16 protein-coding genes and 1 tRNA gene are annotated in these 16,413 nt (G+C 67.7%); 11 read left to right on the top strand and 6 right to left on the bottom strand.

Going from position 1 to position 16,413, the window contains the following annotated elements; translation table 11 throughout:
* Window positions 1-236: 236 nt before the first annotated feature.
* A complete protein-coding gene (locus tag AC1Q6E_RS14570) occupies window positions 237-1,436 on the top strand; it encodes a DesA family fatty acid desaturase (protein ID WP_152797422.1) in 1,200 nt (399 codons plus the stop codon).
* A 72-nt stretch (window positions 1,437-1,508) separates the two neighbouring features.
* Here AC1Q6E_RS14570 and AC1Q6E_RS14565 read toward each other — a convergent pair whose 3' ends face one another.
* Window positions 1,509-2,939, bottom strand: a complete 1,431-nt coding sequence (locus AC1Q6E_RS14565; protein WP_152797421.1) for an MFS transporter — start codon at window positions 2,937-2,939, stop codon at window positions 1,509-1,511.
* A 286-nt stretch (window positions 2,940-3,225) separates the two neighbouring features.
* Between AC1Q6E_RS14565 and AC1Q6E_RS14560 the strand changes: the two genes are divergently transcribed.
* On the top strand, window positions 3,226-5,367 hold the full coding sequence (locus AC1Q6E_RS14560) for a methyl-accepting chemotaxis protein (protein WP_492572994.1): 2,142 nt from the start codon (window positions 3,226-3,228) through the stop codon (window positions 5,365-5,367).
* 43 nt (window positions 5,368-5,410) lie between these two features.
* Here AC1Q6E_RS14560 and AC1Q6E_RS14555 read toward each other — a convergent pair whose 3' ends face one another.
* Complete coding sequence (locus AC1Q6E_RS14555) at window positions 5,411-6,322, bottom strand: LysR family transcriptional regulator (protein ID WP_296557621.1); 912 nt, start codon at window positions 6,320-6,322, stop codon at window positions 5,411-5,413.
* Between the two features lie 138 nt (window positions 6,323-6,460).
* Here AC1Q6E_RS14555 and AC1Q6E_RS14550 point away from each other — a divergent pair, with 138 nt between their 5' ends.
* The 5 genes from AC1Q6E_RS14550 (at window position 6,461) to AC1Q6E_RS14530 (ending at window position 12,011) form a co-directional block, all read left to right on the top strand.
* Window positions 6,461-7,303 carry an HTD2 family dehydratase gene (locus AC1Q6E_RS14550; RefSeq protein ID WP_492572993.1) on the top strand — a complete coding sequence of 281 codons (843 nt, stop codon included), beginning with the start codon at window positions 6,461-6,463 and terminating at the stop codon, window positions 7,301-7,303.
* A 63-nt stretch (window positions 7,304-7,366) separates the two neighbouring features.
* Window positions 7,367-8,515: an acyl-CoA dehydrogenase family protein gene (locus AC1Q6E_RS14545; protein ID WP_152797418.1), complete on the top strand. Its 1,149-nt coding sequence runs from the start codon at window positions 7,367-7,369 to the stop codon at window positions 8,513-8,515.
* Between the two features lie 9 nt (window positions 8,516-8,524).
* Window positions 8,525-9,910 (top strand): MmgE/PrpD family protein, encoded by a 1,386-nt coding sequence (locus AC1Q6E_RS14540; protein WP_152797417.1) that lies wholly within the window; start codon window positions 8,525-8,527, stop codon window positions 9,908-9,910.
* 77 nt (window positions 9,911-9,987) lie between these two features.
* Entirely contained in the window at window positions 9,988-11,199 is a 1,212-nt protein-coding gene (locus AC1Q6E_RS14535; protein ID WP_296557615.1) for a CaiB/BaiF CoA transferase family protein, read from the top strand.
* Window positions 11,196-12,011, top strand: a complete 816-nt coding sequence (locus AC1Q6E_RS14530) for an HpcH/HpaI aldolase/citrate lyase family protein (RefSeq protein WP_492572992.1) — start codon at window positions 11,196-11,198, stop codon at window positions 12,009-12,011. The genes AC1Q6E_RS14535 and AC1Q6E_RS14530 overlap by 4 nt, the downstream gene beginning before the upstream one ends.
* Before the next feature lie 87 nt (window positions 12,012-12,098).
* On the opposite strand, the gene rpmG is transcribed toward AC1Q6E_RS14530, so the two are convergent.
* The 3 genes from rpmG to radC form a co-directional block, all read right to left on the bottom strand.
* Window positions 12,099-12,269: a 50S ribosomal protein L33 gene (gene rpmG, locus AC1Q6E_RS14525; protein WP_124690269.1), complete on the bottom strand. Its 171-nt coding sequence runs from the start codon at window positions 12,267-12,269 to the stop codon at window positions 12,099-12,101.
* A 24-nt stretch (window positions 12,270-12,293) separates the two neighbouring features.
* Window positions 12,294-12,530: a 50S ribosomal protein L28 gene (rpmB, locus tag AC1Q6E_RS14520; RefSeq protein ID WP_152797414.1), complete on the bottom strand. Its 237-nt coding sequence runs from the start codon at window positions 12,528-12,530 to the stop codon at window positions 12,294-12,296.
* A 343-nt stretch (window positions 12,531-12,873) separates the two neighbouring features.
* The gene (gene radC, locus AC1Q6E_RS14515) at window positions 12,874-13,566 is read right to left on the bottom strand and encodes a RadC family protein (protein WP_152797413.1); all 693 of its coding nucleotides are present in this window, start codon (window positions 13,564-13,566) and stop codon (window positions 12,874-12,876) included.
* A 58-nt stretch (window positions 13,567-13,624) separates the two neighbouring features.
* On the opposite strand from radC, the gene AC1Q6E_RS14510 reads away from it, so the two are divergent.
* The 4 genes from AC1Q6E_RS14510 to AC1Q6E_RS14495 all read left to right on the top strand — a co-directional run bounded on the left by AC1Q6E_RS14510 (window position 13,625) and on the right by AC1Q6E_RS14495 (window position 15,898).
* Window positions 13,625-14,098, top strand: a complete 474-nt coding sequence (locus AC1Q6E_RS14510; RefSeq protein ID WP_492572991.1) for an FKBP-type peptidyl-prolyl cis-trans isomerase — start codon at window positions 13,625-13,627, stop codon at window positions 14,096-14,098.
* A complete protein-coding gene (gene ispH, locus AC1Q6E_RS14505; RefSeq protein ID WP_152797411.1) occupies window positions 14,098-15,048 on the top strand; it encodes a 4-hydroxy-3-methylbut-2-enyl diphosphate reductase in 951 nt (316 codons plus the stop codon). The genes AC1Q6E_RS14510 and ispH overlap by 1 nt, the downstream gene beginning before the upstream one ends.
* A gap of 15 nt (window positions 15,049-15,063) precedes the next feature.
* Window positions 15,064-15,708 carry a maleylacetoacetate isomerase gene (gene maiA / locus AC1Q6E_RS14500; RefSeq protein ID WP_152797410.1) on the top strand — a complete coding sequence of 215 codons (645 nt, stop codon included), beginning with the start codon at window positions 15,064-15,066 and terminating at the stop codon, window positions 15,706-15,708.
* A gap of 114 nt (window positions 15,709-15,822) precedes the next feature.
* A tRNA-Thr gene (locus tag AC1Q6E_RS14495) sits at window positions 15,823-15,898 on the top strand.
* A 58-nt stretch (window positions 15,899-15,956) separates the two neighbouring features.
* Here AC1Q6E_RS14495 and AC1Q6E_RS14490 read toward each other — a convergent pair.
* A complete protein-coding gene (locus AC1Q6E_RS14490) occupies window positions 15,957-16,103 on the bottom strand; it encodes a hypothetical protein (RefSeq protein WP_296557604.1) in 147 nt (48 codons plus the stop codon).
* Between the last annotated feature and the right edge of the window lie 310 nt (window positions 16,104-16,413).

Genomic DNA, 16,413 nt, shown 5'->3' with positions numbered 1-16,413 from the left:
AGAGTCGTCCCGGCCCAATATTCGCGTTATCGTGTCGGGCGCATGACAGAGGGCCGGATTCCGGCTTCTTCGTCATCCGGCCGCGGGTTTCCCCTGGGGAACTGCCGACGCCGTCCGATTTCTAAGACCTGGGTCCTGCTGGCCCTGACGGGCGGCCGGGATCGATGAGTTTCGTTTCTTCGAGGCGCGAGGCGCCTCCCGCGCCGGCATTGCCGCCGGCCTGCCTGTGAGGTGATATGGATTTTGTGCTTTCTTTCTTGTCCGATGGTCTGCTCGGCGCGTCGTGGTGGCAGATCGTCGCCTTCACCCTGATAGTCACCCATATCACCATCCTCGGCGTCACGATCTACCTGCATCGCAGCCAGGCCCACCGTGGGCTGGACATGCATCCGGCGGTGGCGCATTTCTTCCGCTTCTGGCTGTGGCTGACCACTGGCATGGTCACCAAGGAGTGGGTGGCCATCCACCGCAAGCACCACGCCCGCTGCGAACGTGAAGGGGATCCCCATTCGCCCATGGTCTATGGCATCGGCAAGGTGTTCTTCCAGGGCGCCGAGCTGTACCGCGACGAGGCGCAGAACCGCGAAACGCTGGAAAAATTCGGCCACGGCACGCCCAACGACTGGGTCGAGCGCAACGTCTATTCCCGCTTCGGCTGGCAGGGCGTGGGGCTGATGATGGTGATCGACGTCGCGCTGTTCGGTGCGGTCGGCCTGACCGTGTGGGCGGTGCAGATGATCTGGATCCCGTTCTGGGCGGCCGGCGTGGTCAACGGCATCGGCCATTTCTGGGGTTATCGCAACTACGCCAGCCCGGATGCCAGCCGCAACGTCTTCCCCTGGGGCATCGTCATCGGCGGCGAGGAACTGCACAACAACCACCACGCCTACGCATCGTCGGCGCGGTTCTCCAACAAGTGGTACGAGTTCGACATCGGCTGGGGCTATATCCGTGCCCTGGAGATCCTGCGCCTGGCCAAGGTCAAGAAGGTCGCGCCCAAGGTGCGGCTGGCGCATGGCAAGCCGGTCGACCTGGAAACCTTGCAGGCCGTGATCACGCACCGCTACGAGATCATGGCGCGCTATGCCGACCTGCTCAAGCATGCCTGCCGCGACGAGATCACCCGCTTGAAGGCGGCCAAGGAATCCCACCTGCAGTGGAAGCTGCTGCGGCGTTCCAAGGCCCTGCTGCATCGTGCCGACGACGAGTCGCTTCCCGATTCGCACCGGTCCGCGCTGAACACCGTACTGGCCGACCATCGTTCGCTGGCCATCCTGGTCGAGATGCGGCGTGAACTGGTCGCCATCTGGGAGCGGTCCAGCGCCTCCAGCGAACAACTGCTGCGCGACCTGCAGGACTGGTGCAACCGCGCCCAGCAAAGCGGCATCGCGCGGCTCGAGGAGTTCTCGGCCAGGCTGCGCAGCTACGCGACCTGAGCGCAACGGGTTGGAGAAAGAAAAAGGAGCCCCGGGCTCCTTTTTCTTTGGGGGGACGAAGGCGCCGGCGGCTCAGTCCCGGGCTGGTCCGCCGGTTTTCCGTGCGTGGCCGCTCAGCTCGGCGCCGGCGTTGGGGGCCAGCTCGCGGCACGGGGTCACGGCCAGCATGCCCAGGAGGCCCATGGCGGCAAACGCCAGGGTGAAGTCCGTCAGTTGCACGGCCGCGTGGCCCAACGCGCGCATCGAGGTGTCCAGCACCAGCGCGGCCAGGCCGATGCCCAGCGCCGCCGTCATCTGCTGGTTGGTGCTGGCCAGGCTGGTCGCCGCGCTCATGCGGGGTGGCGGCACGTCGGCGTAGACAATGGTGCCGTAGGCATTGAATTGCAGCGAGCGCGCCAGGCCGCCCAGGAGCAGCAGCAGGTAGATCGCCGCCAGCGGCCATTCCGGCCGGAACGCGCCGCACAGGCCCAGCAGCATCGCCGACAGCAGGCCGTTCCAGATCATCACCCGACGGTAGCCGAAGGCCCGCAGGAAGCGCACCGAGATCGCCTTCATCACCAGGCCGCCGACGGCGCCGGCAAAGGTGATGGCGCCGCTCTCGGCGGCCGACAGGCCGAAGCCCAGTTGCAGCATCAGCGGCATCAGGAAGGGGAAGGAGCCGTAGGCGACCCGGTACAGGAAGCCGCCGCGCATCGCCACGCGAAAGGTGGGGATGCGCATCAGGCTGAAGTCCAGGACCGGATCGGCGTGCCGGCGGCTGTGCCACGCGTAGGCCAGCGCGCAGCCGGCCGCCGCGGCCAGCAGGAGCAGCGCGGTCGGGGACAGCCCGCCATGGCCCAGTCCTTCCAGGCCCACGATCAGGCAGGCCAGGAGGGCGGCCGCCAGGACGAAGCCCAGGTAATCGAACGACGAGGGCGGCGCGTCGCTGCGGATGTCGGGGATGTAGGTGGTGGCGAGGGCGATGCCGGCCAGTCCGATGGGGACGTTGATGAAGAAGATCCAGTGCCAGGACAGATAGGTGGTCAGGAAACCACCGATCAAGGGCCCGACGGCCGGGCCTATCATCGCGGGAAACAGCACCCAGGACATGGCCGAGATCAGTTGGGATTTTTCCACCGTGCGCAGCAGCACCAGCCGGCCGACCGGCACCATCATCGCGCCGCTGGCGCCCTGCAGCAGCCGCGCGCCTATCAGCCACGGCAGGTTCTGCGCGAGGCCGCACAGCACGGAGCTGACGACGAACAGCATGATCGCGCCGCGGAAGGTGTTGCGCGTGCCGAAGCGGTCGGCGATCTTGCCGCTGATGGGGATGAAGGCCGCCAGGCTCAACAGATAGGCGGTCATGGCGAAGTTCATGCGGACCGGGTCGGTGCCCAGGGACTGCGCCATGGCCGGCAAGGCGGTCGAGATGATGGTGGAGTCCAGTTGCTCCATGAAGAACGCGCTGGCGACGATCAACGCGATGATCCGGTAGCTGCCCTGGCGGGACGAGGCATGACCCATGAAGCCGTGGTCTCTGTGCAATGGGTGGGACGCCCGCGCGGCGGGCCGGCGGGGAAGCGGTGCGGCTCCTGCCGCGCAAGCCCGCGATTTTAGTCTTTCGCGCGTGGGGGCGCTGGTCCGCCGCTTGCTAGGGCACGAGGGAGGCCCATCGATCCCTTTTCCACGCACGTGTCCCATGCGCGTGCGCCCCAGGGTGAGGAACTGATCCCCGGGGTGGTGCGTGCGCGGGAGGAAGTGGATGCGGTCGTTGGCCCTTGTCCATGCCATCGCCGGGAGAAGAATCATCATGCTGAAAAGTGAACGGATGTCATTGAGCCGAAGCGAACGATCCTGGCTGCCGTGGTGGGGCAGGACAGGGAAGATCGCCATGGGCTGGTCCACCTGGCTCAACCGCGACCGCTACGCGGCTACCGAGGCGGGATTCGAAGGCATCGCGCAAACACGTGTCGCCATCCTGAAAAACTGGGCGGATCACTTGTGGGCGCAACTCGATGCCGCGGCCGGGCAACTGGCGCATGGGTTTCCGGTGGCGCGGTCCTCGTGGTTGGCTGACAGGCAGGCCATGGCCGCCGATTTCTCCGAGCTTTTCGTCATCGATGCCCAGGGCCGGGTGTTGGCCTCGACCGCGCCGTCGCGCATCGACGCGACGGACCTGTTGCCGGCGGCCGTGGCCGCCGGATTGCGGCAGCCCTTTCTGCATGGCCCGTACAGCGATCCGGTCACCGCGGCATTGCTGCCGTCCACCTCGCGTTTCCACGACGCGGTCACGCTGATGTTCTACCAGCCCATCATGCGGGACGGGGTGGCCGTGGGTGCCCTGTGCGGGCGCGTACCCAACGACGTGCTGGGCGATCTCATCCAGCGCGAAGCCGGGCATGTCTTTCGCGAATCGGGCGACAACTACGTCTTCATGGTCGAATCGTGCTTCGATCCGGCCGTCAGGCCGGGTACGGCGCTGTCGCGCTCGCGTTTCGAGGATTCCACCTTTTCCCATGGCGACAATCTCAAGCAGGGCGTGCGTACGCCGTTCGGCGTGGTCAGCGTGCGCGGGCATACCGAGCTGGAGTTGCTGTTCACCGATCCCGCGACCGGACAGTTGCACCCGGGCGTGCGGGAGACCATACGCAACCGCGAGAATCTGTTCGTCACCTATCCCGGCTATTCGGACTATCGGCATGTGCCGGTCATCGGCAAGGGCGTGACGTTCACGCTGGCGGGGTCGCCCGATACCTGGGGCATGATGTGCGAGGGCGACCTGGAAGAGGTCTATCGCTATCGCAGTATCGGATTCGGCCTGATGCGCCTGCATGGCCTGGCCATGGGGTCGACGGTGGCCGTGGTGCTGGCGCTGGAGTTTGCCGGGACGCAACTGCCGGCAGCGTGGTCGATCGTGGCGGCCACGGCATGGGCGATGGCGGCTACCGTTGTCTTTCACCGGTATGGCATCCGTCCGGTGTCCGAACGCATCCGCGGCACTACCGCGGTCATCCGCGCCATTGCCGAGGGAGGCGGCAACCTGCGCCAGCGGCTGCCCGTGCCGGACGGCCGCGTCGACGAGACCACCACGGTGGCCAAGTGGGTCAACAGCTTCATCGATGTCCTCGATCACACCATCGGCCGGGTGGTCAGCACGACCGACGAAATCAGCCGCTCCAATGAGTCTCTGCAGCAGAAAAGCCGGAGCAGCGCGGCGGCTTCGCACGAGATGGTGGCCGCGACCCAGGCCATGCTGGAATCCTTGGGGCAGCAGCGCGCGGAAATCGACGCCGCGACGCAGAACGCTCGTTCGATGCAGGAGGTGGTCAGCGTCGAACGGGCCAGGGCCGCGCAGCAGTTCGACATTCTTCAGGCGCGCGTGGGGTTGATCCGCGAGTCGGTGGGAGCGTCGGCCGACCGCATCGTGCAGCTCGACACCAGCACGACCGAGATCGGCCGCGTGGTTACCATGATCGCCGCGATCGCCCGCCAGACCAATCTGCTTTCGCTCAACGCCGCCATCGAGGCGGCTCGCGCAGGCGAGGCAGGACGTGGTTTTGCCGTGGTGGCCGAGGAGGTGCGCAAGCTTGCCGACGGCACCGCCAGGGCCACGGCCGAGATCGACGCGATGATCAGCAAGGTGCAGCAGGAAGCCAAGGAATCGGTGCGGATGATGGAGTCCGGGCTGGAGCAGATGGAGGAGGGCTTCCGCCTGGCCGCCGGGACGGCCGCCGACCGTGGCGAGATGGACGGAGTCATGGACAGGATGTTCGACACCATCGGCCAGATTGCCCAGGGGGCCCGCCTGAGCGGCCAGCAGATCGATCGCATGAGGCTGGCCGCGCAGGTCATGCGCCAGGCCATCGAAGAGGCGGGGCACTCGACCGAGCAGACGCGCTTTTCGACGGCCAAGTTGCACAAGTTGGTGGGCGCTTTCAAGGTTACGGTGTGAAGCCGCCGGCCGTGGAGCGCCGAGGGGCGGTGCGAAGCGCCTTCTAGCGTGAACCGGCCGGGGTGGCGGCGGCGTAGCCGCGCACGGCGTCGATCAGCGCGCGCACGCATGCCGGCAGCGCCTCCAGCTTGCGCACCAGCATGTCGCGTTCGCGCACCGCCCACGGTTCGTCCAGCGCGACGATCTCCAGCCGCATGGTCCGCTGGTGCCGCCGAGCCGCCGATTCCGGGAGGACGCCTATGCCCACGCCTGCTTCCACCATGCGGCAGACGGCCTCGAAGCCCGATACCTGGATGCGCAGCGTGAGCGTCGTCCCGCGGTTTTCCACCTGTTCGCGCAGGAAGTTCAGCATGGTGCTTCCCTCGTGCAGGCTGACGTGGGGGAATTGCAGTGTGTCGTCCAGCGTGACTTGCTTGCGTCCGGCCAGGGGGTGGCCCACGGGTACCGCCAGCGCCAGGCGGTCGGTGCTGAAGTGCAGCCGCTGCAGGCCCGGCGCGACGATGGGGCCGGCGGTAATGCCCAGGTCGGTGGAGCCGTCCATGACGCCCCGGATGATGTCCCGTGTCAGCCGCTCTTGCAGATCGACCGTGACGCCTGGCCGGTCGGCCAGGAAGCGGGCCAGGATTTCGGGCATGAACTCGGTCACCGCCGTGGTGTTGGCATAAATGCGGATATGGCCGGTCGAACCGGCGCCGCCGTCGGAGAATTCGCTTTTCAGGAAATCGACCTGGCGCATGACCGCGCGGGCGTGCTCCAGCAACCTGACGCCCGCGGGTGTCAGTTCCACGCCGCGGCTGTTGCGGTACAAGAGCCGCGCTTCCAGCTGGGTTTCCAGTGCCTTGATGCGAGTGCTGGCCGCAGCCAGCGACAAATGGGCGCGGCGGGCGCCCTGGGTCAGGCTGGGGCCTTCGGCCACGTGGATGAAAAGGCGCAGGTCGGCCAGATCGAAGTGCATGGCGTGCGTCGAGGGAAAGTCCGCATTCTACGGCGGCTCTTCTGTTTTTGCGAAGGCAGGGTCGGAAAAACGCAAATTTACAGAAGGCCGCGGCGCGCGCATGCTGGCGTCCGCAATGCAAGGACAGGAGACTCGTCAGTGACCAGGGATACCCCCATCGAGCCCGGCGACTGGACCGGGCGCACCGAGACAAGCACGGACCAGATCAGCCACGGCCTGGCCCGGCGCATCGGCGCCACGCTGGGGCAGCCGGTCCCGCATCCGGGCGCCGGATTGCCGGAGTTGTGGCATTGGGCGTATTTCCAGGAGCCCGTCGAGGCCGGCGGGCTGGGCGCCGATGGCCACCCGGCCCGTGGCGGTTTCCTGCCGCCCGCAGCGGGCCGCCACCGCATGTGGGCTGGCGGCAGGCTGGAATTCATCCATCCGCTGGCGGTGGGCGAGGACGCACGCCGTACCTCGACCATCCTGTCGGTGGCAGAAAAAACCGGACGCACCGGTGCCCTGCTGTTCGTGACCGTCCAGCATGAATACCTGCAGCGTGGCCGCGTAGCCGTGCGCGAGGAGCAGGACATCGTCTACCGCGAGCCGTCCCCGCCGCGCGCGGCCGACCCCGGGCCTTTGCCGCCGGCCGGATGGTCGGAGGCCATCGTTCCCACCTCGACCATGCTGTTCCGGTATTCGGCGGTGACCTTCAACGGCCATCGCATCCACTACGACTGGCCCTACGCTACCGCCGAAGAAGGGTACGCCGGCCTGGTGGTGCACGGTCCGCTCATCGCGACGCTACTGGTGGGAGCCTTCGTGCGCGCCCATCCGTCGCTGCGGCCGACGCATTTTTCGTACCGGGGCGTGCGGCCGCTGATCGCCCCCACGCCCTTCGAGGCGGCGGGGCGGATGGCGGACAACGGAGTGGCCCAGGTCTGGGCCGGCAATGCGCAGGGCGTCATCCAGCGCGGCGAGCTGCGCTACGAGCCCAGGTGAACCACGACGGCCCGGGCACGGACACGGGCCGCGGACGATAGAAGCATACACATCGGAGACCGCATGGAAGAGTACGACGACATTCGCCAGGGCGTGCGCGCGCTGTGCGCCCACTATGACGCCGCCTACTGGCGCGGGATCGACGAGGTCCGGGGCTTTCCCGAAGACTTCGTCCGCGCGCTGACCGAAGCCGGATGGCTGGGCGCCATGATCCCCGCCGAGTACGGCGGATCCGGCCTGGGGCTGTCCGAGGCCTCGGTGATCCTGGAAGAGGTCAACCGCTGCGGCGGCAACTCGGGCACCGTGCATGGGCAGATGTACAACCTGTTCACGCTGGTGCGGCATGGATCGCAGGCCCAGAAGGATCATTTCCTGCCGCGCCTAGCCAGCGGCGAACTGCGCCTGCAATCCATGGGGGTGACCGAGCCGACCACCGGCACCGACACGACCCGGATCAAGACCACCGCCGTGCGGCGCGGCGACCGCTACGTCGTCAACGGGCAGAAGGTCTGGATCTCGCGCGTGCAGCACTCGGATCTGATGATCCTGCTGGCCCGCACCACACCCCTGGCCGACGTCGCCAAGAAGACCGAGGGCATGTCGATCTTCCTGGTCGACCTGCGCCAGGCCATCGGCCATGGGATGGAGGTGCGCCCCATCGCCAACATGGTCAACCACGAAACCAATGAGCTGTTCTTCGACAACCTGGAACTGCCGGTCGACAGCCTGATCGGCGAGGAAGGCAAGGGCTTTCGCTATATCCTGGATGGACTGAATGCCGAGCGCACGCTGATCGCCGCCGAGTGCATCGGCGACGGTCGCTGGTTTATCGAGCGCGCGCGCAGCTATGCCCGCGAGCGGGAAGTGTTCGGCCGCCCGATCGGGCAGAACCAGGGGGTGCAATTCCCGATCGCCGAGGCCCACATCGAGGTCGAGGCCGCCGATCTGATGCGCTGGCGAGCCTGCCGCGAATATGACGGCGGCGTGCACGCGGGCGCCAGCGCCAACATGGCCAAGTACCTGGCCGCCAAGGCCTCATGGGAAGCCGCCAACGTCTGCCTGCAGACGCACGGCGGTTTCGGCTTCGCCTGCGAATACGACGTCGAACGCAAGTTCCGCGAGACCCGCCTCTATCAGGTGGCGCCGATCTCGACCAATCTCATTCTTTCCTACGTGGCCGAGCACCTGCTGGGGCTGCCGCGTTCTTTCTGAGGCATGTCCATGGACAAGATCAGTCTCGCGCGGGAAAGCGCCACCGGCGCGCTGTGCGAATTCGTGGCGGCGCTGCGTGTCGAGGATCTGCCCGCGCCGTTGGTGGACCGGACCGAAGACCTGTTCCTGGACTGGGTGGCTTCGGCACTGGCCGGCAAGGGCGGGCATCCCGTGCCGCTGTTCGAGCGCTATGCCGCCGCGATGGGGCCGGCGCACGGACGCTGTGTCATCCTGACCAATCGCCGGACCACGTCGGCGCATTTCGCCGCGCTGGTCAACGGCGCCGCTTCGCACCTGGTCGAGCAGGATGACCTCCACAACAGTTCGGTGCTGCATCCGGCCACCGTGGTGTTTCCGGCGGTCTTCGCCGCGGCGCAGGACCTGGGCAAGTCGGGCAGCGAGTTGCTGCTGGCCGCGGTGGCCGGCTACGAGGCCGGCGTGCGCATCGGCGAATTCCTGGGGCGGTCGCACTACCGGGTCTTTCATACCACGGGCACCGTGGGGACGCTTGCGGCCGCGGCCGGCGTGGCCAAGCTGCTGGGGCAGGACGCGCGGACGCTGGCGCATACGCTGGGGTCGGCGGGAACGCAGGCTTCGGGGTTGTGGGAGTTCCTGCGCGAGGCGGCGGATTCCAAGCAGCTCCATACCGGCCAGGCGGCCGCGAATGGCCTCCTGGCCGCCTACCTGGCGCAGGACGGCCTGACCGGCGCGCACGGCGTGCTCGAGGGCCGGCAGGGCATGGCGGCGGGCATGTCCTCGGACGCGGACCCGGGCCGGCTGAGCGATCGCCTGGGGCAGCGCTGGGCCACGCTCGAGACATCGTTCAAGTTCCATGCCTCGTGCCGCCACACCCATCCGGCCGCCGATGCGCTGCTGCACCTGATGCGGACCGAAGGCATCGCCCATGGCGACATCGCATCCATCCGCGCCCGGGTGCACCGTGCGGCCATCGACGTGCTGGGCAATGTGGATGAACCGGGCACCGTGCACCAGGCCAAGTTCTCCATGGGGGCGGTGCTGGGGCTGATCGCGGTCCATGGCCGCGCCGGCCTGGAGGAATTCCGCGACCATGCGCTGACCGATCCCGCGGTGGCGGACATCCGGCGGCGCACGACCATGGTGCTGGACGACGAGGTCGACCGCGCCTATCCCGCCCGCTGGCTGGGGCGGGTCGAGGTGGAGACGCGCGACGGCCGGCGCCTGGCGGCCGCCATCGACAGTCCCAAGGGCGACCCCGACAACACCTTGTCGCGCCCCGAACTGGAAACCAAGCTGCGGCGCCTGGCGGCCTTCTCCGGCGCCGCGACGCCGGCGCAGATCGATGCCTGGATCCCGCGTCTGTGGAGCCTGCGGCACGCGCGCGACCTGTCCGATTTTCTGCCGGAGGCTTCATGAGCGCACCCGCCCGACCACCTGAAGGGCGCGCGTCCTCCCACGGGGAGGATGCCGCGCGGCGACAGGAGGGGAATCCCGTGCCCGTATCCCTTTCGCCCGCGGCGCCGCGTCCGTTGGACGGCATCACCGTGCTGAGCCTGGAGCACGCGATCGCGGCGCCGTTCTGCACGCGCCAACTGGCTGATCTGGGCGCGCGCGTCATCAAGATCGAGCGCCCCGGGACGGGGGATTTCGCGCGCGGCTACGACGAGCGCGTCCGAGGGTTGTCCTCTCATTTCGTCTGGACCAACCGGTCGAAGGAAAGCCTGGCGCTGGACCTGAAGCAGGACGGCGCGCGCGAGGTGGTGGAGCGGTTGCTGCCCCGCGTGGATGTGCTGGTGCAGAACCTGGCGCCCGGCGCCGCCGACAGGCTGGGGCTGTCGTTCGAGGCGCTGCACGCGCGCCATCCGGGGCTGATCGTCTGCGATATTTCCGGCTATGGCGACAGCGGTCCGTATCGCGACAAGAAGGCCTACGACCTGCTGATACAGAGCGAAGGCGGCTTCCTGTCGGTCACGGGCACGCCGGACGAGCCTTCCAAGGCGGGGGCCTCGGTGGCCGACATCGCTGCCGGCATGTACGCCTATTCCAACATCCTGGCCGCGCTGCTGCTGCGGGCCACGACGGGCAAGGGCAGCCGAGTCGACGTGTCGATGCTGGAGAGCATGGTCGAGTGGATGGGCTATCCCATGTACTACGCGTTCGACGGCGCGCCGCCGCCGCCGCGCTCGGGCGCCTCGCACGCGACCATCTATCCCTATGGGCCATTTCCCGCCGGCGATGGCGGCATCGTGATGCTCGGCCTGCAGAACGAACGCGAATGGCGCGTGTTCTGCGAACGGGTGCTGGGGCGGGCGGAGCTGGCCGGCGATCCCCGTTTCGATGCCAATTCGCGGCGCACCGAGCATCGGTCCGCGTTGCGCGAGATCATCGTGGAAGTGTTCGCCGGCATGACCGCCGACCAGGTCATGGCGGCGCTGGACGAGGCCCAGATCGCCAATGCGCGCGTCAACGACATGGCCGGGGTCTGGTCCCACCCGCAACTGGCGGCCCGCCAGCGCTGGACCCGGGTGGGCAGCCCCGCCGGTACGCTGCCCGCGCTGCTGCCGCCGGGCAGCGGCGGAGCCTATGACGCCCGGATGGATTCCATTCCGGCGCTGGGTGAGCATACCGCTGCCATCCTGGCCGAGCTCGGCTATGGCGAGCAGGATGTCGAGGCCTTGCGTGCCGCCGGGGCGGTGGGGGCATGAAGCGCGTGCGTTCCGCGCTGTTCGTGCCGGGTGATCGTCCCGAGCGGCTGCCCAAGGCCCTGGCCAGCGGCGCGGATGTCGTCATCGTGGATCTGGAGGACGCGGTCGAGCCCGATGCCAAGGCGGCTGCGCGCGAGGCCGTGGCGGCGTCGCTGGCCAGGTGCCAGGACCGGAGGGTCGCGGTGCGCATCAATGCGGTCCGCACGCCTTATTTCGATGCGGACATCGCGCTGTGCGCCGGTAGCCCGGCGGTGGCGGCGGTCATGCTGCCCAAGGCGGAAACCGCGGCGGACGTGGCCCGCGCGGCGGCAGCGGGCCGGCCCGTGTGGCCGCTGATCGAAAGCGCGCGCGGCGTGCTGGCGCTGGAAGCGATCGCCGGCGCGCCGGGGGTGGGGCGCCTGGTGTTCGGCAGCCTGGATTTCGCGCTGGATGTGGGGCTGGACGTGGAATCGGCCTCTGGCCGGGCGGTGCTGGACGATGCCCGGCACCGATTGCTGCTCCACGCGCGCGCGGCGGACCTGCCCGCGCCGCTCGATGGCGTGCACCAGAAGCTGGACGATATCGAGGGTTTGCGCGCCGAGGCGGCGCGGGCGCGCGGGGCGGGGATGGGCGGCATGCTGTGCGTGCATCCCGCGCAGGTCGCCGTGGTCAACGACACCTTCAGCCCTTCGCAAGCGGAGCTGGCCTGGGCCCGCGGCGTGGTCCGGGCCGCCGAGGGGCAGCGGGGCGCGTTCCGGCTGGAGGGAAGGATGGTGGATGCGCCGGTGCTGGAGCGGGCCCGGCGGACGATCGCGGCATCGGAAGGGACGTAGGACGGCCGCTCTTGCCGCGGACAAAGAAAAACCCCGCCAAGGCGGGGTTTTTCCTGGACACCGGCGGAGCCGGCGCAACCGAGCCGATTACTTCAGCTTGGTTTCCTTGTAGTCCACGTGCTTGCGCGCGACCGGATCGAACTTCTTGATCAGCATCTTTTCCGGGGTGGTGCGCTTGTTCTTGGTCGTGGTGTAGAAGTGCCCGGTTCCAGCGGTGGACTCGAGCTTGATCTTTTCGCGAATACCCTTGGTGGCCATGGTGTGCTCCTGTGGATCCGGGGATTAGGCGGCTTCGCCGCGAGCGCGCAGATCGGCCAGGACGGCTTCGATGCCGTTCTTGTCGATGGTGCGCAGGGCGTTCGTGCTGACGCGCAGGCGAACCCAGCGGTTTTCGCTTTCGACCCAGAACCGGCGGGATTGCAGGTTCGGCAGGAAGCGGCGCTTGGTCTTGTTGTTGGCGTGGGAAACGTTGTTGCCCACGATCGGACCCTTACCGGTTACTTGACATACTCGTGCCATGGCGACACCTCTTCTACTATTTCGTGAATTCGGGAGACGGATCCGGGGGGCCGGCGATGCCGGACGGTGCCCCGAATTTCTGGCGCGGCTTGGCGGGATGGAGGCCGACCCGGTCCGCACGGATTCTCAAGGCGCCCCGGCGCGTAGCCAGAATGCGTTGAAAACGTGCGCTGAAAACCACGTCGATCAGCGCTAAAAAAGCGCCTTGGACTAGATTTTCCCCCGGGCGAGAGCTCTCGCGGGCCAAAGACAACGCCGTAAAGCTCGCAAGAGTAGCACGAAACCCGTCGTTTTTTCAACTCGTTGTTTATGGCACGGCATGTCCGCCCCGGGACGGGAGGGGTTATACCACCCCGCGCTCGGCCAGCGACGTCGTCTGTCCGCCCGCCACGATGATGTGGTCGAGCAGGCGTATGTCCACCAGCGCGAGCGCGGCGCGGACGTGGCGGGTGAGGTGTTCGTCGGCCTGGCTGGGTTCGGCGTTGCCCGACGGGTGGTTGTGGGCGAGGATGACCGAGGCGGCGTGGTGATGCAGCGCGGCGCGGACGATTTCGCGTGGGTAGACGGTGGCCTGGGACAGGGTGCCCTGGGACAGCATTTCGCTGGTGATGAGGCGGTTGCGCGCGTCCAGGTACAGCGCCAGGCAGCATTCGATGCGGCGGTGGGCCAGCGTGGCGGCGCAGTAGCGGCGCACGTCGTCGGCCCGGGACAGCGCGTCGCCGCGGTGGATGTCCTCGGCCAGTTCGCGCCGGGCGAGTTCCAGGATGGCCTGTAATTGCCCGGCCTTGACGTCTCCCAGGCCCGGCACGCCCCGCAGTTCCTCGCGCGAAGCGCCGAACAGGCCCCGCAGGCCGCCGAATTGCGCCAGAAGGCGTCGGCCCAGCTCGAGCGCGTTGCAGCCGCGCGTGCCGGTGCGCAACAGCACGGCCAGCAGTTCGGCATCGGTCAGCACGGCGGGACCGTGGCGCTGCAGGCGCTCGCGGGGACGTTCTTCGGGGGGCAGGGCGGCCTGGAGAGTGGGGAGGGCGGTCGGCATGGCGGCGGGACAGGTAAAATCAGTGCTTTGGCGCACAGCATCGACACGGTGACACACTTTGGCTGCATCTTCTTCCTCCACGCCCCTTCATGTCCGTGAGGACTCCTACGTAACCCTGCACTACCGCATTTCGCTGGCTTCGGGCGAGGGCGCGGGTGGCGTGTTCGTCGATACCTTCACCGGCCGTCCGGCCACGCTGCAACTGGGCATCGGCCAGTGGGCGCCCGGCATGGAGGCGGCACTGGTCGGCCACGGCGAAGGCGAGAGCTTCAGTTTCACCCTCGCTCCCGCGCAGGCCTATGGCGACCGCAATCCGGAGCTGCTCCAGCGCGTGACCCTGGCGATGCTGCGCGAGCATGCGGGCGACGAGACCTTCGCGCCGGGCGACCTGGTCGAGTTCGCCGCCCCCAACGGCGGGCGGTATTCGGGCGTGTTCAAGGAGCAGGGCGAGGACTACGCCCTGTTCGATTTCAATCATCCGCTGGCCGGCTCGGCCCTGAAGGTGGATGTATCCATACTTGGAGTGATGTGATGGCGCAGGCGCCCATGGAAGTGGTCCTGGCCCAGCCGCGCGGCTTTTGCGCCGGCGTCGACCGGGCCATCGAGATCGTCGAACGGGCGCTCCAGATCTATGGCGCGCCCATCTACGTGCGCCACGAGATCGTCCACAACCGCTACGTGGTCGAGGACCTGCGCGCCAAGGGCGCCGTCTTCATCCAGGAACTGGACGAGGCGCCGGTCGGCGCGACGGTGGTGTTCTCGGCCCACGGCGTATCCAAGGCGGTGCGTGGCGAGGCCGAACAGCGCGGCCTGCGGGTGTACGACGCCACCTGTCCCCTGGTGACCAAGGTCCATGTCGAGGTAGCCAAGATGCGGGCCGCCGGCAACGAGATCGTCATGATCGGCCACAAGGGGCACCCTGAAGTGGAGGGCACGCTGGGCCAGTCCGAGGCCGGCATGTATCTGGTCGAGACGGTCGAGGATGTGGCCGCGCTGGTCGTGGCCGATCCGGAGAGGCTCGCCTACGTGACCCAGACCACGCTGTCGGTGGACGACGCGGCGCAGGTCGCGGCCGCGCTCAAGGGCCGGTTTCCGAATATTTCCGAGCCCAAGAAGAGCGACATCTGCTACGCCACGCAGAACCGCCAGGATGCTGTCAAGGTGATGGCGCCCGAGTGCGACCTGGTGCTGGTGGTGGGCAGCGTCAACAGCTCCAATTCCAATCGGCTGCGCGAGGTGGCCGAGCGCAAGGGCGTGTCCGCCTATCTGATCGACGGCGCCGCCGATATCGATCCTGCCTGGCTGGAAGGGCGCCGCCGGGTGGGCGTCACGGCCGGCGCCTCGGCGCCCGATGTGCTGGTGCAGCAGGTCATCGCCCGCCTGAAGGAACTGGGCGCGGCGTCGGTGCGCACCCTGGCGGGCGCCGAGGAAGGCATCGCCTTCCCGCTGCCCAGGGGCTTGTCCAAGAACGTCCGCCTGTAGTCCTACGGAGCCTTCATGCGTCTCTATGGTTATTTCCGCAGTTCCGCCGCGTATCGCGTGCGCATCGCGCTGGCCTTGAAAGGGCTGCCGTACGACTATCTCGCGGTGCACTTGCTCAAGGATGGCGGCCAGCAGCTGCAGCCCGATTTCCGTCGCCTGAGCCCAGCCGCCCTGGTGCCGGTGCTGGAAGACGACGGTCATGTCCTGACCCAGTCGCTGGCCATCATCGAATACCTGGAGGAGACGCGTCCGCAGCCCGCGCTGCTGCCGGCCAGCCCGGCCGAGCGTGCCCGCGTGCGGGCGCTGGCGCTGAACATTGCCTGCGACATCCATCCGCTGAACAATCTGCGCGTGCTGAAGTACCTGAAGAGCCCGTTGGGCGTGGACCAGCAGGGGCGCGACGAATGGTACCGGCACTGGGTGGAGGGCGGCCTGGCCGCGCTCGAACGCATGCTGGCCGACTCGCCCTCGACGGGATTGTGCTGCCATGGCGACCAGCCGACGCTGGCCGACCTGTGCCTGGTGCCGCAGGTCTACAACGCCCGCCGCCTGAAGTCGGACCTGGGCGCCATGCCGACCGTGCTGCGCATCGCCGACCATTGCGCGGCGCTGCCCGCGTTCCAGGCCGCCCATCCCGATGCGCAGCCGGATGCGGAGTAGCATTTGAATACGCGCGCAAAATTTTGCTAGAATAGCGGGCTAGCTTGAAGTACGCGCTTTTTGGGCCTTGAAGGCCTGGACTCTTGGGTCCTGGGGCGGCTTCACAAAGCTTGCGCCGGCATAGCTCAGTTGGTAGAGCAGCGCATTCGTAATGCGAAGGTCGGGGGTTCGACTCCTCTTGCCGGCACCATCAAAAAAAGGGGCTGCCTATCGGGCAGCCCCTTTTCCTTTGCCGTTCCGGTAAGTCTTCACGGCGGTGTCCCCTCGTCGTCCGGGTCATTCATGTTCTTCAGGTCGCGGGTCAGCTGCCCGACCTTGTTCGCGATGGCGCGAAGTTCCGCCGGTGGCAGGACCATGTGCGCGGCCAGTCGGAACAGGTACAGATGCGTGAACAAGGCGGGGATCGTCTCGTCCGTCCAGCCTGACCAGACATCTTGAAGCGAGGAGGCGTCCGGCCGGGGCGGGTGGCCCTGGGAGTCGGGCGTGGATCTGCCTGCGTCGTGTGGCCGCTTCATGCCCGTGGCCGTGCCGTGGTCGTCCGGACGGGGGTCAGGCAGTGCCGGCAGGCCTGCGCGGCGGGGGAAACGTAGCGCTCGCATTGTTCGCAAAGCGTGCCGCCGCAGCGGGCGATTTTCGCCATGCGCCGCGACCGGCGCCGGTTCCTGATGAAAATTGTGGTGCATATACCACATATTAGGACAAGCA

The sequence above is a fragment of the Pigmentiphaga sp. MLSB6-MA01 genome, assembly GCF_058793475.1.
The sequence above is the reverse complement of the archived record's forward strand: the minus strand, read 5'-3'. Positions and strand labels throughout refer to the sequence as shown.